Raw genomic sequence first — 26,354 nt, 5'->3', positions numbered from 1 at the left:
TTATTTTGCAACACTAACTTTTGTAGGGCGTATTACTCTTTCACCAAGTTTATAACCCTTTTGAAGCACCTGCACCACAGCTCCGCTTTGATGTTCGGCACTTTCTATATGAAACATAGCTTCGTGTAAATTTGGGTCAAATTCACAAGCCGACTCTATCTCTTTAACTCCGTGCTTTTCAAGCTTTTTCAAAAATAAATCTAAAGTATTTTGCACTCCTTCTTTAATTTTTAAACTCACTTCATCACTTGCTTCAACCTTAATCGCCGCTTCAAGAGCATCTAAAACATCTAGCAAATCTTTCGCAAAGCTTTCATTAGCGTAAGCCATAGCGTTTAATTTTTCTTTTTCAAGACGCTTTTTGATGTTCTCAAATTCTGCATTTGCTCTTAAATACTGGTCTTTTAAAGCGTTATACTCTGCTTCAAAATCTTTTTCCTCTGTTTTTTCTACTTCATTTTTGAGCTTTTCTTCGGTCTGCTCTTCTACTTTTTCCTCTTCGCTCACGCTACCTCCTTTATTTGTTTTAAAATTTTTTTATAATTGGTATAAACACTGCCAGCGACGATAAGATTGGCTTGTTTTCCTAAAAAATTTGTATCGATTTTAAGCCCCATAAAACCCTCTTTAAATAAGGGCTGAAACTGCAAATTCTCTTTAAAATATTTGTGAATTTCGCAGTCTAAAAGCTTAACAAAATCATCGTTTTGATAAATTTGATAAGCTTTTTTTTCGTTTGCTCGATAACAGGTTAAGCTTTTTTTAATGGTAGAGATTTTTTCTACCAGCTCATAAAAATGCACTTTTAAGGCGATATTTTCAATGTCAAAGATATTTAAGCCTATGAGACTTTTGAGAAATTCAAAGGCTTCATTTTGATATTTTAGCGCCATTTCATTTGCTCCAAAATCCAAAACGATAAATTTATCGTTTAAATTTAGAATTTCTTTTAACATCAACTCACGCCCCTCATAAATAAGACAATAAATTTCAAATTCTTCACTGAGCGTGCGTAAAAAATTGATATTTTTTATTTGCAATTCTTCATTTGTATCAAGTTCATTTTGCCAATAGCTTTGCATTGTTTTTACGGCAGGAATTCTACCGCTACTGATATGAAGCTGGGTGATTAACCCCTCATCACTTAATCTTTTAAGATACACTCTTATCGTTGAAGCGGGAATACAAAGACTAGAATTGAGTTCATTTGAACCTATGGGCGTGTTAGCCAATAAATAAGTTTCAATGATAGATTCAAGTATCAACTCTCTTTTATTTTGACTTTTCATCGCTTCTTTTTCCTTATAAATTAGCACTCTCTTTTTTGATTGCTAAAAGTATTATATAACATTTAGTGTTATTTTGTCAAGTATAATATAAAAAAATTTATTTAATTTACTTTAGTTAATATGACTAAAGTTTAATTAGCTAATATATATAAAGTTTTGAAATTTGGATTTTATGGTAAATTAAAAAAGTAAGTCTTTAAAAGTTTCAAAGCCGCTTGGACTTTGGCATTTTTTATCGAGGATTTTTAAGAAATCTTCTCTTGGGATATTTTGCGCTCCCATAAATTCTAAATGTTTATTATGCACTTGACAGTCGATAAGAAAATCATAAGGGGCTAAAAGCTCACAAAGCTTTATCATAGCGATTTTGGAAGCATTTTTTCTAAGGCTTACCATACTTTCTCCAAAAAACATTTTGCCAATGATAAGTCCATAAATTCCCCCCACAAGTTCATCTTGCTCGTAAAGCTCTAAGCTGTGAGCAAAACCTTGCTTGAAAAGATTATGGTAAATTTCTATAAATTCTTCGTCTATCCAGCTTTTAACTCTTGCATTTTTACAAAGCGTGATAAGAGCTAAAAAGTCAAAATCTAGCCTAATTTCATAAAGATTCATAAATTTTTTCATATTTTTTTGTATGTGAATTTTGTGAGGCTCTAGCACACATCTAGGGTCAGGACACCACCAATTAACAGGCTTAGTTGTCCAAGGAAAAAGACCAAGAGCATAAGCTTTTAATATAAATTCTTCTTCAAGTTTAGGGCTTAAAAAAACGGGTGCATCTTTAGGAGCGTTTAAGAGTTGATTAAGCAAATTTGTCCTTTAAGAAAAGTCTATAGGGTCAATATCGGCACTTAGTGTAGGAAAATTTAGGGCGTATTCTTGGATTTTGATAAGATTTTTATGCGTATAACTTCTTAAAAGGATATAAAAGCGAAATTTAAGATGTATCATCTCAATCGCACACGCCCCATAGCCCACAAGCTCCACGCTTTTTAGATTTTTAAATTCCATAGCTAAATTTTCGCAAAGCTCTCTTGCTTTTGTTTGATTTTTATCTTCTATAATCAATCTTAAAAGTCTTGCAAATGGCGGATAGAGTGCTTTTCTAATTTCTAATTCATCTTGCAAAAATGTATCATAATCGTTAATATATTTTTCAAAAAAAGTTCTATTTTTACTTTGTAATAAAACCCTTGCTTCGCCTTTTCGTCCGGCTCTTCCTGCTACTTGCATCGCTAAGGCTAGACATTCTTCAGTGGCTCTAAAATTTGGATGCGATAAAAACTCATCTAAACCCATAATCACGCTTAAATCTACACTATGATAATCGTGTCCCTTAGCAAGCATAGAAGTGCCGACTAAAATATCAATTTTTTGCTCATTAAAATCTTTCAAAATTGCATTTAATTTTCTTACGCTCGTAATTTCATCTCTATCAAATTTGGCTATTTTGGCTTCACTAAAGCTATTTTGCAAAAGTTCGCAAAGCTCACTAGTCCCCATTTTTTTAGCTTCTAGCATAGTGCCGTTACAATTAGGACAGCTTGAGTAAATGGGTGTGCTAAAATTACAATAATGGCATTTGAGTAAATTTTTCTTTTTATGCAAACTCATCGCTATGGAGCAAAAGGGGCATTTCACACTTGCACCGCAATCCTTACAAATAATTTGTCTAAAATTTGCGCGGTTAGGTAAAAAGATTATGGCTTGTTTGTGGTTTTTTAAGCTCATTTCTAACTCATTTAAAAGCATAGGTGTGAGAGCTAAATCATTTTCATCATACAAAAAGTGCTTTTTACTTTCAAAAAATGTGCCTTTTAATCTAAAATGTTTTTGTTTATAAAAGCTTGTAAGGCTCGGTGTAGCAGAGCCTAAGACGACTTTGATGTTTAGTTTTGCTCCCAAAAAAAGAGCCAAATCTCTTGCATTATAATAAGGCTTATTAGAAGCCTTATAAGAATTATCGTGCTCTTCATCAACGATTATAAGCCCTAAATTTCTAAAAGGTAAAAAAAGAGCCGAACGCGCCCCAGCGACTAAAAGAACTTTACCTTCATTAAATTTTTCAAGGCATTCTTGCTTTTTTTTCTTTGAAATTTTAGAGTGCCACATAAAAAAATCTTCGTTAAAATAAAGGCTGAGTCGTTTTTGCATTTGCGGGGTGAGAGAAATTTCGGGCATTAAAAGTAACACTTGACGCCCTTTTTCTAAAGTTTCTTTTATGAGACTAATGTAAATTTCTGTTTTGCCACTCCCTGTATCTGCAAAAAGTAGGGCGGATTGTTGTGTTTTTAAGAAATTTAAGGCTTCTTGTTGTTTCGGGCTTAGGGTAGGGGAGTCTTTGGCTTTAAAAATTTCGCATTGGTAGGGTTTTGAGCTTTCAAAAAGAGAAAGAGTGAAGCCGAGTTTAGAAGAGTGGTAATGGCTTATAAACTCCGCTAAGATAAATTGCTCTTTGCTTAAGCTAAAGGGTGTAATTTCTTTGATGTCGCTGGTGGTGAAATTGGGCTTTTCGCATTCTTTAATAATGATAGCTTTGCAATTTTTACGCGTTTTTAAATCAACCAGCACTTCGCTTAAAGGGAGAATTTTGTATTCACTTTGGAAGATTAAATTATCTAAATACAAGCCTTTGAGAGCGACTTCATAATATCTCATAAAAGTTCTTTGCAGTTTTTAGTGCATTTTAAAAGCCCATTTTCATAGATAAATTCCACACTTTTTTGAGGGTTGAGAAAAAAGCGGTATTGATTAATCCCACTTTTTATCCAGCCTGTTTTGCTAGAGTAAATAGGGCTACTTAAAAGACTAAAAGAGCAGTTTTGACAATAAAACAAACTTTCATTTTCTTTTAAAATTTGTGCCTTGTCTAGTTCATTGATATAGCTTAAATTTTTCAAATCCGCCTCATTTCGCATTAAGCTTAGAGCAGAATTTAGCATTTCATAGTCCATTTTAAGTTTTAAAAGTTTAGCTTCTTCTTTATTTTGGTTGAGGTAGGGCAGAGCGATTCCTGTTAAAATGGCGATGATAATGATGACAAAAACAAGCTCGAGGAGACTAAAGGCTTTTTTAAGGCTCATTTTTCAAGGGAGTGGTGTTTAAATTTTCATTCATTGTTTTGATGAGTTTTTGCAATTTTTTTTGCAAAGTATAGTTTTGATAGCTTTTTTTTACAAAGGCATCAACAAAACTTTTAAGTTCCATTTTCTTTGTGCCATTGGAAAGTAGGGCAATATCATCTTCTAAAAAATCCGCAAATTCATCACTGCATTTAATAACAAAATCCTTTGCGGAAATGTTGATGATAACTTGTTTGAGATTATTTGCCAAGAACAGCCTCTATTTTTTTATAAATATCTTCGCTTTCTATATTGCGAGATTTAAGCTCTTCTTCTAGGCGTAGAATTTGATTACTTTTGGCTTCATTTTGTGCCTTGACGCTTACGAGTTCATTTCTTAAATTTTCATTGATTTCACAGACTTCGTTGTATTTTTCGATTAATTCATTAACCTTGTCTGTCATTGTGTTAATAATTTTTTCATCAAACATAATTTTGCCTTCTTGTAATTTTAAATGATTTTGCCATTTTAGCAAATTAAATTTAATGATTTATTTTTATTTTAGTTTTTTTTTCTACAATTTTGCTTTATTTTTAGGGTGTGAGATGTTTCAACTGCAAAGCGAATTTAAGCCAAGTTTTGACCAAAAAGAAGCGATTGAAGGTATAATTAAAAGTATTAAAGCTGGGCATAAATATCAAACCTTACTCGGCGTTACGGGTAGTGGTAAGACCTTTACAATGGCAAATGTGATTAAAGAACTTGCTATGCCTACTTTAATTATGAGTCATAATAAAAGCCTTTGTGCTCAGCTTTTTAGCGAATTTAAAAGTTTTTTCCCACACAATCATATTGAATATTTTATCTCCTATTATGATTATTACCAGCCAGAAGCTTATATCCCACGCACTGATGTTTTTATCGAAAAAGATAGCTCGACTAATGAAGACTTAGAAAGACTCCGTTTAAGTGCCACAGCTTCGCTTTTAAGCTACGAAGATGTGGTTTGTATCGCTTCGGTTTCGGCAAATTATGGCTTAGGAAATCCTAGCGAGTATGAGGGGATGGTTTTGATTTTTGAGGAAAATATGCAAATTTCTCAAAAAGATTTGCTTAAAAAGCTTGTAGATATGGGCTATAAACGCAATGATAATTTTTTTGATAGGGCAGATTTTCGTGTTAATGGCGATTTGGTGGATATTTACCCTGCTTATTATGAAGATGAAGTGGTGAGGCTTGAGTTTTTTGGTGATGATTTGGAGAGAATTTATCATTATAATATTTTAGAAAATAAAAAAACAAAGGATTTAAAACGCTTTATTTTATACCCTACAAGCCAGTTTAGCGTAGGAGAGGCAAGACTTAAAGAAGCGATAAAAGAGATAAAAGAGGAGCTAAATTCTCGCCTTGCTTATTTTGAAAATGAAAACAAGCTTGTGGAGTATCAACGCCTTAAGCAAAGGGTGGAATTTGACCTTGAAATGTTGCAAAGCACGGGTATGTGTAAGGGCGTGGAAAATTATGCGAGGCACTTAACAGGGCTTAAAGAAGGACAAACGCCTTACACGCTTTTTGATTATTATGCTATTAAAAAACGCCCTTTTTTAGTCATCGTTGATGAAAGTCATGTGTCTTTACCCCAGTTTCGTGGAATGTTTGCTGGGGATAGAAGTAGAAAGCAAACTTTGGTTGATTATGGCTTTCGTTTGCCCTCCGCCCTTGATAATCGTCCCTTAATGTTTGATGAATTTATAGAAAAAAATTGTCAATTTCTTTTTGTTTCTGCAACGCCAGCACCTTTAGAACTTGAGCTAAGTGGGAAAAATATCTTTCATCAAATTATGCGTCCTACGGGTTTGCTTGACCCTATCATTGAGTTAAAAGATAGTGGTAATCAAGTGGAAATTCTTTATGATGAAGCTAAAAAAGTCATAGCAAGAAATGAGCGAATTTTAGTTACGGTGCTTACAAAAAAGTTAGCTGAAGAGCTTAGTAGATACTATTTAGAGCTTGGACTTAAGGTTAAATATATGCACTCAGACATTGATGCGATTGAGCGAAATGAGATTATAAGGGGGCTTAGGAGCGGGGAATTTGATATGCTTATAGGCATTAATTTACTAAGAGAGGGGCTTGACCTGCCCGAAGTTTCACTTATAGCTGTAATGGATGCGGATAAAGAGGGCTTTTTGCGTAGCACCACAAGCCTGATACAGACGATGGGAAGAGCTGCTAGAAATGTCAATGGCAAGGTTTTGCTTTTTTGTCAAAAAATCACAAAATCAATGCAAGAAGCCATAGATACAACAAATGAACGCCGCAAACTCCAAGAAAAATATAATAAAAAGCATAAAATCACACCAACTTCAGTGAAGAGAAATTTAGAAGAAAGCCTTAAAAATGAAGATTTGGGAGAAATTTATAGAAAAGGTGCAAAATTTGAAAAAATGCCAGCAAGTGAAAGAGCAAAAATAGTAAAAGAACTGCGTAAAGAAATGCTTGAAGCGGCTAAAAATTTGGAATTTGAGAAGGCTGCAGCTTTAAGAGATGAGATTAAAAAGCTTAAGGATTTGTAATTTAGTTTTTTGCTATACTGCGAATCTTATTTTCATTATGAGGAAAGCAAATGAGAAAAGTTTTACTTCAAATTCTTATTTTTAGTGCAATTTTTATTGTCATTTCTAATCTTACGCGTGTTTTAATGCATCTTGCTTTTATCCCACAAAGTGCCGATAAAATAGAACTTTTAAAAATGTATCTTTTTGGAAGCTATCACGATGTGCGTTTTTTAAGTGCGGCGTTTTTACCCTTACTTTTGTGCGGATTTTTGAGCTATTTTGCCCCATTATTAAAAATTAAGGGGGGGGGGGGGTAAGGGTTCAAATTGTTAAATTTTACTCCATCTTTTCTTCATTTTATATCGCTTTGATAGCTTTGCTTTGCGTGGCTTTTTCTTTTATAAAGTATTATTATTATGAAATGTATAAAAGCAAGATTGATCTTTTTATCTTTAGTGTTTTAAATGAGAATTTAGGAACAATTTTTAGCATCATTTATAAGGATTATCCGCTTTTTAGTGGAATTTTTGCTTTGATTTTGATAAGTATTTTTTGCTTTTTACTTAATAATCGAATTCTTAAAAGCCCTTTTAAACCCCTAAAATTAAAACCTATAAGTTTTATTTTTGTTAATTTGCTTTTAATAGGTATTTACATTATAGCTTTAAGAGGAGTTAATCATCATGTTTTTATGAACGAAAGAAATTATCGCTTTGCAAATTTGGAAGTGATTAACGATACTGCACTTAATCCTATTATGGCTTTTTCTTGGGCAAGAAAAGCCTCAAAAGAGCTTCAAGAACTTCCTTATATTAGCGAGGAGGAGGGTTTGGCTTTACAAAAAGAACTTTTTTCTCTTTTTGCCACAACGCCTTATAATCCCCAAAATAAACCGCATATTTTTGTTAATCTTATGGAAAGTTTTGCGAATAATGCTTTAGAATTTCATAGCTTAGAGCTTAATCTTTTAGGAGAGCTTGAGAAGCATTTTAAGGAGGATTTTGTTTTTGAAAGATTTTTAAGCGCAGCAAATGGGACTGCACCTTCGCTTTTTTATCTCTATTTTAATAGTCCTATTATTTTAACAAAAAGCAAATATTTAAAAACAAATTTAACGCAAAATCCAACCGAGCCTTTTACAAAGCAGGGCTATGAGGTCATTTTTCTTACTTCAGGGAATCGTTCTTGGTTTGGGCTTGGCACTTTTTTAGAGGGGCAAAAAATCAAGGTCATAGATTCTATAAGCTTACTTAAAGACTATCCAAACGCCCAAAAAACAGCTTATGGAATTTTAGATGAGTATATGTATTATAAGGCTTATGAGCTTTTTAAAGGGGCAGAAAAACCTCTGCTTATCATCGCCCTTAGCACGAGTAATCACCCTCCTTACCCTAAAGTTTATGAAAGCATTTCTAAGGCAAATTTAAGCGGAAAAATTAATGAAAAACTTCCTAAAAATACCTATGAAAATCTTAATAATTATGCTTACGCTAATAGTGAATTTGGCAAATTTGTAAGTAAAATAAAAGCAAGTGATTTAAAAGATAAAATCATCATCGCCGCCACAGGAGACCACAGAGTAAGAGATATGAAAATAGACTTTGAGAAAGAAAAAGCCTTTGCTTATAGTGTTCCATTTTATCTTTATGTGCCTCAAAATTATCAAAAAAATCTTTATTATGATAAATACCGCCTTGCCTCTCACAAGGACATTTTTCCTACGCTTTATGGGTTAAGTTTAAGCGAGACGACTTATTATAGTTTAGGTGGTCGAAATTTATTAGCCGCTCCTAGCGATGAAAAACTTGAATTTGCTTTTAATGAAGTCGTTTGGGCGGATAATTTTGGCGTGTATCCTTTAGAAAATACTAAGGGTTATTTTTATGAAAATAATACCACCTTAAAAGATACAAATGAGGCTTTTGAGCTTGATGATTACCATAAAAAATTCGCAAAGTCTTATCACTCTTTGATGTTTTATCAGCTTAGCTTAAGATTAAAAGATGATATTTAATAAAAATTTAGATATAATTAAAAGTTTATTTCATTAAAAGGAGTTTTTATGGACTTTTTAACAAGTCTTAATGAGAGCACTCAGTTTCTCATACAAATCATCGTTGTATTGATTTGTCTATTTTACGGAGCAAAAAAAGGCGGCATCGCTCTTGGTTTGCTCGGTGGCATAGGTATTTTAATGTTAGTTTTTGCTTTTCACATTAAGCCGGGAAAACCTGCCATTGATGTAATGCTAACCATTTTAGCCGTAGTTGTAGCAAGTGCAACCTTGCAAGCAAGTGGTGGGCTTGATGTTATGCTTCAAATTGCAGAACGCATTTTAAGACGCAATCCTAAATTTCTAACGATTTTGGCACCTTTTGTAACCTGTTTTTTAACCATACTTTGCGGAACGGGACATGTCGTTTATACTATAATGCCTATTATTTATGACATTGCTATTAAAAATGGAATTCGCCCAGAACGCCCTATGGCTGCTGCTTCTATAAGTTCTCAAATGGGAATTATCGCCTCACCTGTGAGCGTGGCTGTGGTTTCTTTAACCGCTTTACTTTTAAATGCGGATAATAAATTAGCCGGCTTTGATGGCTACATTAATCTTCTTCAAATCACCATTCCTAGCACTTTATTTGGCGTATTGTGTGTGGGAATTTTTTCTTGGTTTAGGGGTAAAGATTTAGATAAAGATGAAGAGTTTCAAAATAAACTTAAAGACCCAGAATTTAAACAATATGTTTATGGCGATAGTAAAACTCTACTAGGAGTTAAGCTTAATACAAGTTGTTGGGCGGCGATGTGGATATTTTTAGGAGCGATTGCTTTAGTGGCATTACTTGGGATATTTGATAATTTAAGACCAAATTGGGGACAAGTGATAAAAAATGGCATTCCTCAAACAGATGCTTTGGGAAATCCTAAAATGAACACGCTTTCAATGGTTGCTGTGATTCAGATGTTTATGCTTATTGCTGGTTCTTTAATTATTATTTTTACAAAAACAGAGGCAAAGAAAATCGCTTCTAATGAAATTTTCAAATCAGGTATGATAGCCCTTGTTGCGGTATTTGGAATTTCTTGGATGGCGGATACGATGTTTGCGGTGCATACACCTATGATGAAGGCTGCGCTTGGTGATGTGGTAAAAGAATATCCTTGGACTTATGCGATTATGTTGCTTTTAATCTCTAAATTTGTTAATTCTCAAGCTGCGGCAATCGCTGCTTTTGTGCCTTTGGCTTTAGGTATTGGCGTGGAGCCTGGTATTATTGTCGCCTTTGCGGCTGCTTGTTATGGCTACTATATCTTGCCAACTTATCCAAGTGATTTGGCAACCATACAATTTGACCGCTCAGGCACAACAAAAATTGGCAAATTTGTCATCAATCATAGCTTTATAATCCCTGGCTTAATCGGCGTAATCACCTCTTGTATAGCTGGATATTTCCTAGCTTTAGCCGCTGGATATATAGCTTAAGGGGGTGAGTAATGCGAGAAAAGACGATTTTTGAGCTTATCGTTGAGGGCAAAATACCTTGCAATAAGGTTTTAGAAGATAATGATTTTCTCGCCTTTCACGATATTAATCCAAAAGCACCGATTCATATTCTAGTTATCCCTAAAAAACATTTTAGGGATTTTCAAGAATTTGAGCCAGAGCTTATGGCTAAAATGACTCGTTTTATACAAGAATTAGCCACGCTTTTGGGCTTAGATAAAAGTGGCTATCGTTTGGTAAGCAATTGTGGTGAAAATAGCGGACAAGAAGTTTTTCATCTGCATTTTCACATTTTGGGTGGTTTTGAACTTTCAAAGAATAAAGATAAAACCAACCAGCAAACACTCTTTTAAAGGCAATTATTTTGCCTTTAAAAAGTCTTCTAAATTTTCGATTTGTTTTTCTATACTCGAAATGGAGCTTGAACCTTCGCTTTGTTTAGAATTTAAGGAATGTTCAAAATCTAAGATTTTCATCGCTTCTTTGTCAAAAACATTGTCAATTTCAGTTAAATTTTCAATTTCGCTAATATCAATCCCCTTATTTTCTGCGTAAGCTACAACCTTTCCTACGATAAAATGCGCCTCTCTAAAAGGGATATTTTTCTCTCTTACTAAATAATCCGCTAAATCAGTAGCCAACAAATGTCCATTTTGACAAGCTTTAAGTAAATTTTCTTTTTTAACTTGCATTTCTTTAAGCATAGCGTTGAGAATAATGAGCGATTTTTTGGCTGTTTTTACGCTGTCAAAAACACCCTCTTTATCTTCTTGCATATCTTTATTATAAGCTAAAGGCAAGGCTTTCATCGTGGTTAAAAGAGCGATTAAATTTCCATAAACACGCCCTGTTTTACCGCGTATTAGCTCACATACATCAGGATTTTTCTTTTGAGGCATTATGGAGCTTCCCGTAGAAAAACTATCGCTTATAGCGATAAAGTTAAATTCGGAGCTTGAAAAGAGTATTAGCTCTTCGCAAAGTCTTGAGGTATGCGTAAAAATCACAGCAATATCATAAAGCAAATCTAAAGCAAAATCTCTATCACTCACTCCATCCATAGCATTTTGCATCGGTTTTTTAAAGCCAAGTAAATTTGCACTTAAAGCCCTGTCTGTTTTATAGCTTGTCCCCGCACAAGCACAGCTTCCAAGAGGACACTCATCGGCTAATTCAAGTGAATTTCTAAGTCTTAAAATATCGCGTTTAAACATAAAGGCGTAACTTAAAATCCAAAAAGAAAAGCTTATAGGTTGAGCGTGTTGAAGATGTGTAAAAGAGGGCATAATACTCTTTTTATGCTCTTTTGCGTGTGCGATGAGGGTAAGGATAAGTTCTTTTAGTAAAAGCTCGAGTTCAAGCAGACTTTCTTTAACAAAAAGTTTAAAATCTGTTGCCACTTGGTCGTTTCTACTTCTTGCCGTGTGGAGTTTACCGCCTATTTCCTTGCCTATGATTTCGCTTAAGCGTTTCTCCACAGCCATATGAATATCTTCATCATCGATGTTGAAAACAAAATCGCCGTTTTGAATTTCACTTTTGACTTGTTTTAAACCCTTTAAAATGGCATCAAGTTCATTTTGATTTAAAATTCCACAATGCTTAAGCATACTAGCGTGTGCTATTGAGCCTTTTATGTCTTGTTTAAAAAGCTCTTTATCGATATTTAAACTCGCGTTAAATTCTTTCAAAAGCTCATCGCTAACACCACTAAAGCGTCCAGACCACATTTGATTTTTCATTAGATTGTAGGTCCAAATTTACTAAATTCTACGCCTTCTTTTACATCTTCGTAGCGTTTAAAATTCTCCATGAACATTTTGGCTAATTTATCTCGCATTGCTAAATAGGCGTTCTTATCCTCCCAAGTGTTGATAGGATTTAAAAGTTTTGTTTCTACACCTTCTAAAGATTTTGGCACAGCAAGATTAAAAATTTCTAGGTTTTCAAATTCACATTTTTCTATACTGCCGTCTAAAATTGCATTAATGCAAGTCCTAGTTGCCTTAATACTCATTCTTTTTCCAACGCCGTAGCTTCCGCCACTCCAGCCTGTATTGACAAGATAGACATTAACCTTATGTTTTTGAATTTTTTCTCCCAACAAACGCGCATAAACTGTAGGGTGTAGTGGCATAAAAGGCTCACCAAAACAAGCAGAAAAAGTTGCTTGAGGCTCTGTGATGCCGCGTTCAGTTCCTGCAACTTTAGCCGTGTAACCACTTAAAAAATAATACATCGCTTGCTCGGGACTTAATTTGCTAACGGGAGGCAATACTCCAAAAGCATCGGCACTCAAAAATATGATGTTTTGCGGATGTCCAGCTTTTAAGCTTGGCTCGTGGTTAATGATATGTTCGATAGGGTAAGAAACTCTAGTATTTTCCGTTTTAGAAGCGTCTGCATAATCAACGCTTTTATCCGCTTTTAAAACGACATTTTCTAAAAGCGCATTTTTCTTAATAGCTGCGTAAATTTCAGGTTCATTATTTGGGTCAAGATTGATAGTCTTAGCATAGCAACCACCCTCAAAATTAAACACACCCTCTTCATCCCAGCCGTGCTCATCATCACCTATTAATTTGCGTTTAGGGTCTGTTGAAAGCGTGGTTTTCCCTGTGCCGCTTAATCCAAAAAATAAAGCAACATCACCTTTTTCACCAACATTCGCACTACAATGCATCGAAAGCTTGTTTTCTAAAGGTAGCCAGTAATTCATCATTGAAAAAATTCCTTTTTTCATCTCGCCACCATACCAAGTGCCGCCGATAACAGCGACATTTTCTTCAATATTGAAAATCACAAAAACTTCGGAATTTAAACCATCTTCTTTATAGTTTTCATTGACACATTTGCAAGCATTATAAACCACAAAATCAGGTTTAAAATTTCCTAGCTCTTCTTGCTTTGGTCTTATGAACATATTTTTTACAAAATGTGCTTGCCACGCAATTTCTGTTACAAAACGCACTGCCTTGCGACTTTTAAGACTTGCCCCACAATACGCATCTTGTATGTAGATATTTTTTCCGCTTAGTGCCTTTTTGGCTTTGTTTAAAAGCTTATCAAAAAGCTCTTTGCTGATGGGTTGATTGACTTTGCCCCAAGCAAGGTATTTTTGCGAAGGGTCTTGCTTGACAAAATATTTATCCTTAGGGCTTCTTCCTGTAAAAATTCCCGTATCGACACTAAAAGTTCCATTTTGAGTGCATTCGCCTTCTTTATTTTGCGTTTCGTGTAAAAAAAGTTCTTCGTAACTTAGATTGTAAAATACCTCTTTGACATTTTCTAATCCTAAATTTTCTATGTTTTTCATTATTTTTCCTTTAATCTTTATAAATCGCAAGGGCGCTACCCTCACTTACCGCATCACCTGTTTGAACGCAAATTTGTTCTATTGTGCCGTCTTTTGTGGCTTGCACCTCTATTTCCATTTTCATTGCCTCTAAAATCATCACAACTTGCCCAGCTTTTATTGCATCATTTTCTTTGACGAGAATTTTAAAGACATTGCCAGAAATTCCAGCTTCAATGGCATTTTCATTTGGTATTTCATTTTGAGGGATTTTTTGAATATTTTTGACATTGACATCTTTATCAAACCCTGCGTGAAGTTCGACATGATATTTATTGCCATTGACTGAAACTGTAAATTTATTTTCATCTGCACTAATTGGTTTTGGCATAGTGCTAAGTTTTCGCACATTAACTTTAGCTTCACCTTTTAGAAAGGCTATACCCTTTTCTTTACAAGCTCCAGCGATAAAAATATTTTCCTCACTTGTCTCCAAGCCCTCTTTTTCTAAAAGCGTTTTGATGTAGGTTAAACTTTTGCTTTCATCTTTATCAGCTAAATCAACTGCTAGTTCTGTGGTGGGTTCTAATTTTAATTGTTCTGCGGCAAGTTTGACAATTTCTTCATCGGGTGAGACTGGAGTTTTTCCAAAATAGCCTAACACCATTTTGCCATAGCCATCAGCTATTTTTTTCCATTTGCCAAACATTACATTGTTAAAAGCTTGTTGGAAATAAAATTGCGAAACGGGTGTTACGGAAGTGCCAAATCCCCCTTTTTCCACAACCTCACGCATTGCTTTGATAACTTCTGGGAATTTATCTAAGATATTATTGTCCCTCATCATTTGCGTATTTGCCGTTAAAGCTCCGCCGGGCATAGGTGAAAATGGGATAAGTGGGCTTACCATAGTCGATTCGGGCGGTAAGAAATAATTACTCATACATTCTTTAAACACTTCTTCATATTTTAAAATTTTTTCCAAATCCAAACCAAAATCGTAATTTTTCCCTTTAATTGCGTGCATCATCGTTAAAATATCAGGCTGAGAAGTCCCCCCACTTACAGGTGCGGCGGCTAAGTCTATTCCATCAGCTCCAGCTTCAAGTGCAGCCAAATAGCACGCTATGCTAACTCCAGCAGTTTCGTGCGTGTGAAGTCTTATGTGTGTTTGGCTTGGCAAAATGCTTCTTGCCATTTTGATGGTTTGATAAATTTTTTCAGGGTTAGATGTGCCACTTGCGTCCTTAAAACAAAGGCTTGAAAAAGGAATTTCTGCGACTAAAATTTCTCTTAAAATTCTTTCATAAAAGGCAACATCGTGCGCCCCAAAACAATTTGGCGGTAAATCCATAAGCGTGATGACTATCTCGTGTTTTAAGCCGTGTTTTGTGATACATTCTCCGCTGAATTTAAGATTATTCACATCATTTAAAGCGTCAAAATTCCTTATCGTTGTTGTGCCGTGTTTAGCAAAAAGCTTTGCGTGTAAATCGATAAGCTCACGACTTCCTGTATCTAGGGTTACGGTATTAATCCCCCTTGAAAGAGTTTGTAAATTTGCTTCTTCTCCCACGATTTTGCGGAATTTATCCATCATCAAAAAAGCATCTTCGTTGAGATAAAAATAAAGGCTTTGAAAACGCGCCCCACCGCCAAATTCAAAATGTTTAATCCCTGCTTCTTTTGCCGCTTCAAGTGCTGGGAAAAAATCTTCCATCAAAACTCTTGCCCCATAAACAGACTGAAAGCCGTCTCTAAAGCTTGTGTCCATCACATCTATGAATTTTTTTGCCATAATTGTCCTTCAAAATTCAAATATTTACAAGAATTTTACAATTTAATTTTTAACGCTAAGAATTTAAAATTATTTTTTATCGAAAAGCGTTAATAACGATGACAATTACGGCTAAAGGCGAGATAAATCTTAAAAAGAAATACCATATCTTGAAAAATATCCCACTCATATAAGGTTGAAATAAAATTTCTAGCGCCCTTTTTTTCATTACAAAGCCCACAAAAATCGCGGCTAAAATTCCACCTAAAGGCATAATAATTTTACTTGTAAGTTTATCAAGCACATCAAAAAAGCTCATTTCAAAAATCTTAAATTCAGTTGCACTAAGTGTCGATAAAATGCACAAATTTCCTAAAACATAAACGATAATTCCTATTAAAATTAAAGCATTCTTGCGGCTCATTTTGTAGGTATTAATAAGATAAAACGCAAAAGGCTCTATCATAGAAATTGCTGAGGTAATACCTGCAAAAATTAAAGAGAGAAAAAAGGCGGCTCCAAGTATGTGTCCTATGACACCAAGTTTAGCAAAAAGTGTGGTAAGTGAGATAAAGATAAGTCCCGGACCGGCTTGATTTGGATTTGCACCAAATTCAAAGATGAAGGTAAAAACTATTAGCCCCATCATAAGCCCAATAAGTATGTTGATAAGGATAATGTTAAGTGTGCTTGTGATAAAGTTTGTTTTATCCGGCAAACTAGCAGAATAAGTTATGATAGTGCCAACACCCAAAGACAGACTAAAAAAGGCAAGGGCTAAAGCTTCCAAAACAGAATCGCCGGTAATTTTTGAAAAATCAGGCACGAAGAGAAACTGCATAGCATCCATAAAGCCACCCCCTCTGCTTAGAGCATAAAGAAGCATTAAAACAAGAAGTATAAATAAGGTCGGCATCATCCATACATTAAGTTTTTCAATGCCATTTTTAACACCTTTTGAAACTACATAAAAGACGATGAAAAAGACAAGAGTAAAGCAGATAAATTGACTAGTAAAATCATTCAGTAAAAGAGTGTCAAACTGCTTTTTGCTTTCCTCCAAAGTGAGGCTTAAATTTCCACTAATGCTAAAATACATATATTTGATAATCCAACCTATCACAAGGCTATAAAAAGAGACGATTAAAATCGCTGCTAACATCGTAAAGCCAGCCATAGACCAGGCATTTTTATTACTTGGGGCGAGAGTTTTGTAGCCATTAACAGGGTCTTTTTCGCTTAGTTTTCCTATGCTAAGTTCAGCTAAAAAAATGACAAAAGCTACACCCAAAGTTAGCAAAAGATATAAAAGAACGAAAGCTGAGCCACCATTTTGCCCTACTAAAGTTGGAAATTTCCACGCATTTCCAAGCCCAACAGCTGAACCAGCCACAGCCAAAACAAAACCTATTTTTGAGAATTTAGAACTCATTTGCTAACCTTAAGATTAAAATAAATTCTTAATTGAAACAAAAAATGTTTTAAGATTTACTAAAATGTCAATTTTTAAGCAAGGCTTTTAAAATTTAGTTTTTATCCAACACTTTTCTTAAAGCTAAACTTGCTAAAGCCAAACCAAAAGACGCTGTAACGCCCATAAAAGAGCCCAAATCTTTACATTTTGCCTCTTCATCACTAAATACCACATCAAAATCCCCTTTAAAGCCCGCTTTTCTAAGCTCATAACGAAATTTTTTTGCTAACGCATCGCCGTGCGTTTTAAAAATACTCGTCGTCTTGATGCGTGTGGGGTCAAGTTTTCTCGCTCCACCTGTGCTTGAGACAAAAATTTGGCGTTTTAAATCCACGCGCATCGCTAAAGCCACTTTCGCAGGTATATCATCAATCGCATCAATAATCAAATCAAATTCGCTTAAATCAAATTCATTTAAAAAATTTCCATCCACCTTAGCAACTATACCCTTAGCATTGTAAATTTTTTCAAAAACCTTAGCCTTTTTTTCCCCTATGTGTTCGCTGTGAAGTTGGCGGTTGAGATTGGTATTTTCAAAGCTATCAGCGTCGATTAAAGTGAGCTTTGTAAAACCCGTGCGAAAAAGTGCGTCGGTGCAAATTCCTCCTACTCCTCCTAGTCCAAAAATTAGCACTCTTGTCTTAGCGATTTTTTCGAAATTTTCATTTCCTACAAGCCATTTTACGCGGGTAAATCTATCGTTCATTTTAGTCCTTTAGCCATTTTTTAAGATTTTTCATTTTTTCATAAGCGGTTAAATCAAGCATTATGGGCGTGATGGTCGCATAACCTTGCTTTAAAAGGGCGATGTCAGAATCTTTTTCATCTTCGTAGTCTAAATTTGCACTTGCAAGCCAGTAGTATTCTACACCGCGGGGATTGGTATTTGCGTGGGCTTTAAAATTATAAACCCTTTTTCCTGCTTTGCAAATTTTTATGCCTTGAAATTTGGTTTTAGGGCTTGGAAAATTGACATTTAAAAATTCTTTTTTATCTAGCGGAAAGCCTTGATTAAAGATTTTATTTATCAGCTCTTTTGTGATATTTAGAGCATTTTTAAAATTAATTTCCTTTTCGTTTGACTTGTAAAAATGTGAAAGTGCAAGGGCGGGAATCCCTTGTAAAACAGCCTCCATAGCTCCTGCACAAGTGCCTGAATAAGTGATGTCCTCGCCCACATTTGCCCCCATATTTATCCCACTTATGACAAGGTCCGGAAGCCTATTTTTATAAAGAGCGGCTAGAGCAAGATAGACGCAATCTGCTGGTGTGCCATCATCAAGCTTGTAAAAGCGTTTGCCTACTTTGACAAAACGCAAAGGTTTGGTTAGGGTGATAGAGTGCGAACAAGCCGATTTTTCAGTTGCTGGGGCGACTATGGTGATTTTAGCTTTAAATTCTTTTTTTAGCATTTTAACAAGCTTTTTAAGCCCCTCACTCTCAAATCCATCGTCATTTGTGATTAAAATTTCTTTCATTAAATCCCCTTCAAAAAAGCGAATTTTAGCAAAATTTTTATAAATGGATTATTGAAAGTGGTAGAAGAAATGATGAATAAAGTGAGGTTAAATTGATACCGCTAAAGTGGATAAAATTTTAGCGATATGATTTTAATGAAAAATTAGTCATCGTTTCCACAATTTGAGCAACCCTTGACTTTGAAGTATTGGATAAAACGACCTTGTGGGTCAAAATGAAAGATGATGGTTCCGCTACCTGTGCTACCGAAATTGTTTCCATTAAAATGGTTGCGTTTTGACAAATCGTAAGCCCACATTTCATACCATGGTTCTTTGCTTTCTAAAATATAAGTTGTGGTGCAATTAGGCTCACCAAGAATGGCTCTTACATCATTTTTTGTGCTTTTACGAGGCTCTAAACTTTCTAAATTTTGTATGATAAGCACAAGCGGCAATGAATTAAAGTCATCGCTAAGACTAAGACATATTTCATTTTTAATCCTTAAATCTTGTTTTAAAACAAGAAGGTATTATAATACTTTCAAATTAATACTACTTTGTTAAAATGCCAAGATGATAAGAAAACTTGATGTAATTTTGTTTAATTTTCAAAAAAGGCAAATTGGCGGTTTTAAGAGGTTTATTCTTGAATTTTGGTTTTTTGGTGTGAAACAGGCTAGAGCTTGCTTGTTCGCAGGGATTTTTTTCATCGCTATGTTTTGTGTGCCAAAGGAAGGGCTTTTTGGAATTTATCGCTATGATTTACTTTTGTTAATCGCTGTGCTTGTGCAAATTGGAATGGTGTTTTTAAAGCTTGAAAGTTTTGATGAGCTTAAGGCGATTTGCTTGTTTCATTTTCTTGGCTTTATGTTAGAGGCTTTTAAGACTTCTGTGGTGCATTCTTGGGCTTATCCTGATTTTGCTTATACGAAAATTTGGGGTGTGCCTTTATTTTCAGGTTTTATGTATGCGGCGGTGGGAAGTTATGTGATTCAGGCTTGGAGGCTATTTAATATGCGAGTTATCCATCATCCACCCTTTGTATTAGCAGTGCTTAGTTCATCTTTAATTTATATCAATTTTTTCTCACATCACTACATTAATGATTTTAGGTATTATATTTTAGCTTTTTTGCTAGGGCTTTATGCTAGGAGTGTAATTGTCTTTACTCCGCTTGATAGAGAACGCAAAATGCCTCTTTTGCTTAGTTTTGTTTTAGTGGGATTTTTTATTTGGTTAGCTGAAAATTTAGGCACTTTACTAGGTGTTTGGCGCTATCCTAATCAGCTTGGTGCTTGGGCTTTGGTAAGCTTTGGAAAATGGGGCGCTTGGAGTCTTGTGATAGTGATGACTTTTACGATTACTTTATTTTTAAAAGATATTAAAAGTCGCATACACATCGCGCATTAAATTTATATAGTTTGTGTAGAATAAAAGCCTTAAGAATTTAATTTAAAGTGAGAGACGATGAAAAAAGATTTTTTTGAATGGATGGATTTCGCACCAAAATACCTTAAAATCACCATTTTTTCTACGCTGGGTTTTTGTATTTTGTGCTTGTTTATTTTTGTTGTAAGTTATATGAGAGTCAATGAAATTTTCTCTTTTGACTTGCTTTCTTTTGATAATTTATGGATTTTTCTTTTCGTCTTTGTGTATTTTTTGGTTTTTGCCTTCTTGGCATTGCCTTTTAATGTCGTGGGGCATTATTTGGTATATAAAAAAGATAAAAATGACATTCTTTTTAAATATAGCCTCGTTGGGCTTTTGCTTATTGTTGGTGTTTTTATTTTTATGTTTGATAAAAATGAGTTTAATCCTAAATGGCTGGTGTTTTGCGGCATTATTGTTTTTGTTTATTTTGTCTTTATTGGGGCTTGTTTGCACTTTTATGAAAATAAGAATCCTAAGCATTTTTTTGCTTTGACTTTTGGAGCTTTTGTGATTTTAACCTATTGTGCGATTTTATTTCCAAATAATTTTGAAATAGGCTTTGAGCGCTTTTTAAAAACAAAAGGTTTAAGTGCGGATAGAGTAGAAATTTATCTTAAAGATAAACAAAAATTTGTTGTTGGAAAGCTCATTTTTAGAGATAGCAAATTTGCCTATGTGCGTTTTACAGATACCATACAAGGCTTAAAAAGTGAAAGAAATATCACTAAAATTGTCCCGATTGAAAATATTTCTGTTTTTAAAGATGATGAATAATGCACCTTTTTAAATTTCTTCGGTTAAGTCAAATAAAGATAAAACAGACATCCATTTTACAAGGGGTTTTTTATGAATTATAAACAAGCATTTTATTCTAAATTAAATATAAAAATTTCTATGGAGCGACAATGAAAAGTTTTTTGGTCTGTGCTTTAGAGCCGTCCGCAAATTTACATTTAAAAGAAATGCTGAAAGTCTATAAAAAAGAATATGGAGAATTTGAGCTTTGTGGGATTTATGATGAAAGCTTGTGTGAGGAATTTAAGCTCGAGTCCAAGCCACTTTACAGCTCACACGAGTTTAGCGCTATGGGATTTGTGGAGGTTTTACCTCTCATTTTTAAAGCAAAAAGAGCGATTAAAGAGCTTGTAAATTTAGCCCTAGAGCGTGAAGAGATGGAGGCGGAATTTAATGCCGTGCTTTGTATTGATTCGCCCGCTTTTAATATCCCCTTTGCAAAAGCCTTAAAAAAAGCAGATTCCACAACAAAACGCATTTATTATATCTTGCCTCAGGTTTGGGCGTGGAAAAAGGGACGAATTCCTGTGATAGAAGAACATTTTGATGTTTTAGCGTCCATTTTACCCTTTGATTCGCAGTTTTTCACAAAAAGTATTTTTGTAGGGCATCCTTTACTTGATGAAATTTGCGAATTTAAAGACGCCTTAGCGATGCAAGAAATTTTAAGCAAAAAAGAAAAAGAAAAAACTATCGCCTTTTTACCGGGTTCTAGAAAAAGCGAAATCACGCGTTTAATGCCTGTTTTTAGGGAGCTTTCTAAAAATTTTCAAGGTGAAAAAGTGCTTTGTGTGCCACCCTTTAATCTTAACAAAATGCACCTTTATGGCGACACAAGCGACTTTAAGATAGAAAACGATACGCCCAAACTGCTTAAAAGAGCCGATTTTGCTTTTATTTGCAGTGGCACGGCGACTTTGGAAGCGGCTTTAGTGGGAACGCCTTTTGTTTTAGCATATAAGGCAAAGGCGATTGATATTTTTATCGCAAAACTTTTTGTGAAATTAAAACACATAGGACTTGCAAATATTTTTTGCGATTTTGCAGGAAAAGAGCCACTAAATCCCGAATTTTTGCAAGATGAAGTGAGTGTGGAAAATCTTTTAAACGCTTATAATAAATTTGCTTATAAGTCTTTTTTTGCTAAAGTGAGCTTTTTAAAAGAATATTTGCAATTTGGAAGTGCTAAAAATTTAGCAAAAATATTAAGCGAAATTTAAAGGAAGATTATGGAAAAAGAAGCGATGAGTCATTTTGGTTTTGAAAAATTAAGTGCTGAATTAAAAGATTTAAAAGATAATCAACGCCCGGCTGTTGTCGTGGAGATAGACACAGCAAGAAGCCACGGTGATTTGAAAGAAAACGCTGAATACCACGCAGCAAGAGAAAAGCAAGCTCTTATAGAAAGCCGCATAGCCGAGCTTGGAGGCATACTTTCAAAAGCGCAGGTTATCGACCCCGCAAGCTATCCTCACGATAGTGTAAAATTTGGCTCAAGTGTTGTTATTATGGATTTAGAAAGTGAGAAGGAAAGCAAATATACTCTTGTGGGCACTTGTGAGAGTGATTTGGAAAAGGGCTATATCTCCATAGCTTCGCCTTTGGCAAGGGCAATGCTAGGAAAAAAAGAGGGCGATGAATTTAAAGTGCGTTTGCCTAAGGGAGAAAGCGAATTTGAGATTATTAGCATAACTTATGAACCTTTAAAATTTTAATGCTTGAGCTTAAAAATGGGGCATTTTTTTTGGCTGATGCCCACGAAAATGAAGAAAGAAGATATTTTTGGGATTTTTTGCAAGCATTAGAAAAGGGTGAAATTTACACGCCTCAGCTTTTTTTAATGGGGGATATTTTTGATTTGTTGGTGGGGGAGGTAAAGGCAAGTTATGCTTTTGCTATGCCCTATATCAATTTGCTTGAGAAATTAAGCGAAAAAATGGAAATTTATTATCTTGAGGGCAATCACGATTTTAATTTAAACAGATTTTTTAAAAAAGTGCAAGTTGTAAGCCTACAAAATCAACCTTTAATTTTGCATACGAGTAAAGGTAATGATGAGAAATTTTTTTTGGCACACGGAGATATTTTTTTAAATCCATTTTTGCAATTTTTACTTAAAAGCTTGAGAAATCCTTTTTTGCTTCGTTTTTTAAATTTTATTAATATTCTTACTTTTTCAAGCATTACAAATTGTATCTTGGCGAGACAAAAGAGAAAGAATCTTTTTTATTCCATTGCAAATTTTAAAAATTTAGCTTATGAAAGATACGCAAAATACCAAGCTAATGGTGCTTGGGTGGTAGAGGGACATTACCATCAAAATTTGCTTTTGCAAGAAGGTGTGGTGAAATATTTTAATTTGCCGAGTTTTGCATACGAGAGAAGTTTTTTTGTAGTAGAATTTTTGCCAGAAGTCAAATTCGAAAAACAAAAATTGAGAGGTCAAGATGTTTGATGAAAATATTGTGAAAACGGGCTCAAATGAGATGGAGCTTGTCGATTTCCGTATCTTCAAGCAAGGACACGAGAAAATTTATGAGGGAATTTATGGGGTAAATGTCTCTAAGGTCAGAGAAATCATTAAGATTCCTAACCTTACAGAGCTTCCTGGCGTTCCTGATTATATTGAGGGAATTTTCGACCTTCGTGGTGTGGTAATTCCTGTGGTTAATCTTGCTAAATGGATGCAAATTGTCGAGCCTGAGAGTGCTTTGTTAAAGCCTAGGGTTATTATTACGGAGTTTTCTAATATACTTATTGGATTTATAGTTCATGAAGCTAAAAGAATTCGCCGTATTAATTGGAAAGATATAGAGCCAGCAAGTTTTTCCTCGGGTTCTGGAGCTTTGGATAAGGGAAAAATTACGGGTGTTACACGCATAGAAAATGATGAAGTTTTGCTTATACTTGACCTTGAAAGTGTGGTTGAGGATTTGGGAATTTATGCACCTAAGACTGAGCTTGAGATAGGAGAGGCGGAGAAATTTAGCGGAATTGCACTTATTTTAGATGATAGTATGACAGCTAGAAGGCGTGTAAAAGATATGATGCAACAAATGGGCTTTACCGTTGTTGAGGCAAAAGATGGTGTCGAGGGACTTAATAAGCTTGAAGAACTTAGCCAAGTTTATGGAGAAAATTTAAAAGATAATCTTAAAATTATCATTAGCGATGTTGAAATGCCACAAATGGATGGTTTCAATTTTGCTGCACACATAAAAGAAGATGAAAGGTTTGAGGGAATTCCATTGATATTTAATTCTTCTTTATCAAACGAATTTATGAATGAAAAAGGCGTGAAAGAAGCCGGCGGAGAGGGTTATTTGGTGAAATTTAATGCAAGTGATTTCTTCTCTGAGATAACACGCGTTTTGAAGAAAGCACAAGGAGAGGAGTAAGATATGGAAGATATGCAAGAAATACTTGAAGACTTTTTAGTTGAGGCTTTTGAGCTTGTCGAGCAAATCGACCATGATTTAGTAGAGCTTGAGTCTAATCCTGAGGATTTGGAGTTGCTCAATAGAATTTTTCGCGTTGCTCACACGGTAAAAGGTTCATCAAGCTTTTTAAATTTTGATGTTTTGACAAAATTAACACATCATATGGAAGATGTTTTAAACAAGGCAAGACACGGTGAGCTTAAGATTACTCCTGATATTATGGATGTTGTTTTAGAATCCATTGACAGGATGAAAACTTTGTTGAATTCCATTCGTGATAATGGCAATGATTCTGCCATAGGTATGGATATAGAACCTATTTGTGCTAGACTTACAGCTATTTCAGAGGGCGATGTTTCAGCAGTTGCGTCTGTAAGCGAAGAGCCTAAAGTGGAGCCTAAGGAGGAAGTCGTCCCAGCTACACCTGAGCCAAGTGTTGAACCTGATGTTGATGTGAATCAGCTTAGCGATTCTGAAGTTGAAGCGGAGATTGAAAGATTGCTTAAAGTGCGTAAGGCTGAAGACCAAGCAAGGCGTGCTCAGAAAAAGAAAAATGCAGCTGTAGCCACACCTAAACCTACGACTGAAGCAGGTGCAGAAAAGAAAGTTCCAGCTTCTGGTAGTGGTGGTGGTATGGACCAAACTATACGCGTAGAGGTTAAAAGACTTGACCATTTGATGAATTTAATTGGTGAGCTTGTTTTGGGTAAAAACCGCCTACTAAAAATTTATGATGATGTTGAAGAGCGTTATGAGGGAGAGAAATTTCTTGAGGAATTAAACCAAGTCGTTTCACAATTAAGTATCATCACAACCGATGTGCAGCTTGCAGTGATGAAAACAAGAATGCAGCCTATTGCTAAGGTTTTCAATAAATTTCCGCGCGTTGTTAGGGATTTAAGCCGTGAGCTTGGAAAGCAGATTGAGCTTGAGATTACAGGTGAAGAAACTGAGCTTGATAAGTCTATTGTTGAGGAGATAGGTGATCCTATTATGCATATGATTAGGAATTCGTGCGACCACGGCGTTGAAGATCCAGCCACGCGTAAAGCAAATGGCAAACCAGAAAGAGGGGTGGTGCAGCTTAAGGCATATAACGAGGGCAATCATATCGTTGTTGAAATTACCGATGATGGTAAAGGACTTGATGCAAATGAACTTAAGATAAAAGCGCTTGAAAAGAATTTGATTACTGAAAAAGAAGCAGGGCAAATGACGGATAAAGAGGCTTTTACCTTGATTTTCAAGCCGGGCTTCTCTACCGCTGCGAAAGTTACAAATGTGTCCGGTCGCGGTGTGGGTATGGATGTCGTTAAGACAAATATCGAAAAATTAAACGGGGTAATTGAGATAGATAGTGAGCTGGGTAAGGGAAGTTCCTTTAAGCTTAAAATTCCTCTTACTTTGGCAATTATCCAGTCTTTGCTTGTGGGAACGCAAGAAGAATTTTATGCGATACCACTTGCTTCAGTTCTTGAAACTGTTAGAGTGCCTATTGATAATATTTACACAATAGAGGGTAAAAATGTCTTGCGCTTGCGTGAAGAAGTGCTTTCTCTTGTGAGACTTTCGGATGTCTTTGGGGTCAAGCAAGTGCTTGAAAGTGGGGATCAAACTTATGTTGTTATTATAGGTGTGGCAGAGTCTAAGCTTGGAATTATAGTCGATACCCTTGTGGGGCAAGAAGAAATTGTTATTAAATCGATGGGTGATTATTTGCAAAATATCCAAGGTATAGCAGGTGCGACTATACGAGGTGATGGTAGGGTTACGCTCATTATTGATGTTGGCGCTATGATGGATATAGCAAAAGAGATTAAGGTCGATATCAAAGCTCAACTTGAATCAAGCGTTAAAAAGCCTAAGGAGCAACCAAGCGATTATAAGGTTTTAATCGTTGATGATTCTAAGATGGATAGAACTTTAATGCAAAAAGCTTTAGAGCCGCTTGGTATCAGTCTGCTTGAAGCAACTAATGGCGTTGAGGCTCTTAATATCGTCAAATCGGGCGAACACGAGATAGATGCCATACTTATCGATATTGAAATGCCAAGAATGGATGGTTATACTTTAGCAGGTGAGATTCGTAAATATTCTAAATACCGCCAACTTCCTCTTATAGCCGTCACTTCAAGGACAAGTAAGACGGACCGCTTAAGAGGCGTGGAAGTCGGTATGACTGAGTATATTACTAAGCCTTATTCTCCTGAATATTTGGAAAATGTGGTGCGTAAAAATTTGAAACTAGGATAAGA

General features: G+C 35.1%; 26 protein-coding genes. 12 read left to right on the top strand and 14 right to left on the bottom strand.

The window, feature by feature from the left end; all coding sequences use genetic code 11:
• The 7 genes from grpE to CHELV3228_RS07170 all read right to left on the bottom strand — a co-directional run bounded on the left by grpE (position 1) and on the right by CHELV3228_RS07170 (position 4,845).
• Positions 1-507 (bottom strand): nucleotide exchange factor GrpE, encoded by a 507-nt coding sequence (gene grpE / locus CHELV3228_RS07200; RefSeq protein WP_082200340.1) that lies wholly within the window; start codon positions 505-507, stop codon positions 1-3.
• Positions 504-1,289, bottom strand: a complete 786-nt coding sequence (locus CHELV3228_RS07195) for an HrcA family transcriptional regulator (RefSeq protein WP_082200339.1) — start codon at positions 1,287-1,289, stop codon at positions 504-506. Before CHELV3228_RS07195 ends, grpE begins: the two co-directional genes overlap by 4 nt.
• A 180-nt stretch (positions 1,290-1,469) precedes the next feature.
• The gene (gene aat / locus CHELV3228_RS07190; RefSeq protein WP_082200338.1) at positions 1,470-2,102 is read right to left on the bottom strand and encodes a leucyl/phenylalanyl-tRNA--protein transferase; all 633 of its coding nucleotides are present in this window, start codon (positions 2,100-2,102) and stop codon (positions 1,470-1,472) included.
• Between the two features lie 9 nt (positions 2,103-2,111).
• Positions 2,112-3,950, bottom strand: a complete 1,839-nt coding sequence (locus CHELV3228_RS07185) for a primosomal protein N' (RefSeq protein ID WP_082200337.1) — start codon at positions 3,948-3,950, stop codon at positions 2,112-2,114.
• A complete protein-coding gene (locus CHELV3228_RS07180; RefSeq protein ID WP_082200336.1) occupies positions 3,947-4,375 on the bottom strand; it encodes a type II secretion system protein in 429 nt (142 codons plus the stop codon). The genes CHELV3228_RS07185 and CHELV3228_RS07180 overlap by 4 nt, the downstream gene beginning before the upstream one ends.
• Entirely contained in the window at positions 4,365-4,625 is a 261-nt protein-coding gene (locus tag CHELV3228_RS07175; RefSeq protein WP_082200335.1) for a hypothetical protein, read from the bottom strand. The genes CHELV3228_RS07180 and CHELV3228_RS07175 overlap by 11 nt, the downstream gene beginning before the upstream one ends.
• Positions 4,615-4,845: a hypothetical protein gene (locus tag CHELV3228_RS07170; RefSeq protein WP_082200334.1), complete on the bottom strand. Its 231-nt coding sequence runs from the start codon at positions 4,843-4,845 to the stop codon at positions 4,615-4,617. The genes CHELV3228_RS07175 and CHELV3228_RS07170 overlap by 11 nt, the downstream gene beginning before the upstream one ends.
• A 115-nt stretch (positions 4,846-4,960) precedes the next feature.
• Between CHELV3228_RS07170 and uvrB the strand changes: the two genes are divergently transcribed.
• Genes uvrB through CHELV3228_RS07150 form a run of 5 tightly spaced genes read left to right on the top strand, consistent with a single transcriptional unit; the run spans position 4,961 to position 10,777 of the window.
• Entirely contained in the window at positions 4,961-6,931 is a 1,971-nt protein-coding gene (uvrB, locus tag CHELV3228_RS07165; RefSeq protein ID WP_082200776.1) for an excinuclease ABC subunit UvrB, read from the top strand.
• Between the two features lie 50 nt (positions 6,932-6,981).
• Positions 6,982-7,230, top strand: a complete 249-nt coding sequence (locus CHELV3228_RS10600; RefSeq protein WP_027304115.1) for a hypothetical protein — start codon at positions 6,982-6,984, stop codon at positions 7,228-7,230.
• Between the two features lie 50 nt (positions 7,231-7,280).
• Complete coding sequence (locus CHELV3228_RS07160; RefSeq protein WP_244289595.1) at positions 7,281-8,927, top strand: LTA synthase family protein; 1,647 nt, start codon at positions 7,281-7,283, stop codon at positions 8,925-8,927.
• Between the two features lie 48 nt (positions 8,928-8,975).
• Positions 8,976-10,403 (top strand): anaerobic C4-dicarboxylate transporter, encoded by a 1,428-nt coding sequence (locus CHELV3228_RS07155; RefSeq protein ID WP_082200333.1) that lies wholly within the window; start codon positions 8,976-8,978, stop codon positions 10,401-10,403.
• 11 nt (positions 10,404-10,414) lie between these two features.
• Positions 10,415-10,777: a histidine triad nucleotide-binding protein gene (locus tag CHELV3228_RS07150; RefSeq protein WP_082200332.1), complete on the top strand. Its 363-nt coding sequence runs from the start codon at positions 10,415-10,417 to the stop codon at positions 10,775-10,777.
• Positions 10,778-10,783: 6 nt separating this feature from the next.
• On the opposite strand, the gene argH is transcribed toward CHELV3228_RS07150, so the two are convergent.
• The 7 genes from argH to CHELV3228_RS07115 all read right to left on the bottom strand — a co-directional run bounded on the left by argH (position 10,784) and on the right by CHELV3228_RS07115 (position 18,885).
• Entirely contained in the window at positions 10,784-12,166 is a 1,383-nt protein-coding gene (gene argH / locus CHELV3228_RS07145; RefSeq protein WP_082200331.1) for an argininosuccinate lyase, read from the bottom strand.
• Positions 12,166-13,740, bottom strand: coding sequence for a phosphoenolpyruvate carboxykinase (ATP) (gene pckA / locus CHELV3228_RS07140; protein WP_082200330.1), 1,575 nt, complete (start codon positions 13,738-13,740; stop codon positions 12,166-12,168). The genes argH and pckA overlap by 1 nt, the downstream gene beginning before the upstream one ends.
• Before the next feature lie 10 nt (positions 13,741-13,750).
• Complete coding sequence (locus CHELV3228_RS07135; RefSeq protein WP_082200329.1) at positions 13,751-15,517, bottom strand: biotin/lipoyl-containing protein; 1,767 nt, start codon at positions 15,515-15,517, stop codon at positions 13,751-13,753.
• Between the two features lie 76 nt (positions 15,518-15,593).
• On the bottom strand, positions 15,594-16,928 hold the full coding sequence (locus CHELV3228_RS07130; RefSeq protein ID WP_082200328.1) for a sodium-dependent transporter: 1,335 nt from the start codon (positions 16,926-16,928) through the stop codon (positions 15,594-15,596).
• A gap of 94 nt (positions 16,929-17,022) precedes the next feature.
• A complete protein-coding gene (locus tag CHELV3228_RS07125; protein ID WP_082200327.1) occupies positions 17,023-17,676 on the bottom strand; it encodes a tRNA threonylcarbamoyladenosine dehydratase in 654 nt (217 codons plus the stop codon).
• 1 nt (position 17,677) lies between these two features.
• Positions 17,678-18,448: a 5'/3'-nucleotidase SurE gene (gene surE, locus CHELV3228_RS07120; RefSeq protein ID WP_082200326.1), complete on the bottom strand. Its 771-nt coding sequence runs from the start codon at positions 18,446-18,448 to the stop codon at positions 17,678-17,680.
• Between the two features lie 143 nt (positions 18,449-18,591).
• Complete coding sequence (locus tag CHELV3228_RS07115; protein WP_082200325.1) at positions 18,592-18,885, bottom strand: hypothetical protein; 294 nt, start codon at positions 18,883-18,885, stop codon at positions 18,592-18,594.
• Positions 18,886-19,003: 118 nt separating this feature from the next.
• Between CHELV3228_RS07115 and CHELV3228_RS07110 the strand changes: the two genes are divergently transcribed.
• From CHELV3228_RS07110 to CHELV3228_RS07080, 7 genes are all read left to right on the top strand, one after another.
• Complete coding sequence (locus tag CHELV3228_RS07110) at positions 19,004-19,840, top strand: DUF817 domain-containing protein (protein ID WP_082200324.1); 837 nt, start codon at positions 19,004-19,006, stop codon at positions 19,838-19,840.
• A gap of 57 nt (positions 19,841-19,897) precedes the next feature.
• The gene (locus tag CHELV3228_RS07105; RefSeq protein WP_082200323.1) at positions 19,898-20,638 is read left to right on the top strand and encodes a hypothetical protein; all 741 of its coding nucleotides are present in this window, start codon (positions 19,898-19,900) and stop codon (positions 20,636-20,638) included.
• A 131-nt stretch (positions 20,639-20,769) separates the two neighbouring features.
• Complete coding sequence (gene lpxB / locus CHELV3228_RS07100; protein ID WP_082200322.1) at positions 20,770-21,879, top strand: lipid-A-disaccharide synthase; 1,110 nt, start codon at positions 20,770-20,772, stop codon at positions 21,877-21,879.
• A 9-nt stretch (positions 21,880-21,888) separates the two neighbouring features.
• Entirely contained in the window at positions 21,889-22,374 is a 486-nt protein-coding gene (greA, locus tag CHELV3228_RS07095; RefSeq protein ID WP_082200321.1) for a transcription elongation factor GreA, read from the top strand.
• Entirely contained in the window at positions 22,374-23,114 is a 741-nt protein-coding gene (locus tag CHELV3228_RS07090) for a UDP-2,3-diacylglucosamine diphosphatase (protein WP_082200320.1), read from the top strand. Before greA ends, CHELV3228_RS07090 begins: the two co-directional genes overlap by 1 nt.
• The gene (locus CHELV3228_RS07085) at positions 23,107-24,057 is read left to right on the top strand and encodes a chemotaxis protein (RefSeq protein WP_082200319.1); all 951 of its coding nucleotides are present in this window, start codon (positions 23,107-23,109) and stop codon (positions 24,055-24,057) included. The genes CHELV3228_RS07090 and CHELV3228_RS07085 overlap by 8 nt, the downstream gene beginning before the upstream one ends.
• Before the next feature lie 3 nt (positions 24,058-24,060).
• Positions 24,061-26,352 (top strand): hybrid sensor histidine kinase/response regulator, encoded by a 2,292-nt coding sequence (locus tag CHELV3228_RS07080; RefSeq protein ID WP_082200318.1) that lies wholly within the window; start codon positions 24,061-24,063, stop codon positions 26,350-26,352.
• Positions 26,353-26,354: the final 2 nt, after the last annotated feature.

It is taken from the genome of Campylobacter helveticus (assembly GCF_002080395.1).
GTDB lineage: Bacteria > Campylobacterota > Campylobacteria > Campylobacterales > Campylobacteraceae > Campylobacter_D > Campylobacter_D helveticus.
This window is presented reverse-complemented; position numbering and strand designations above follow the sequence as displayed.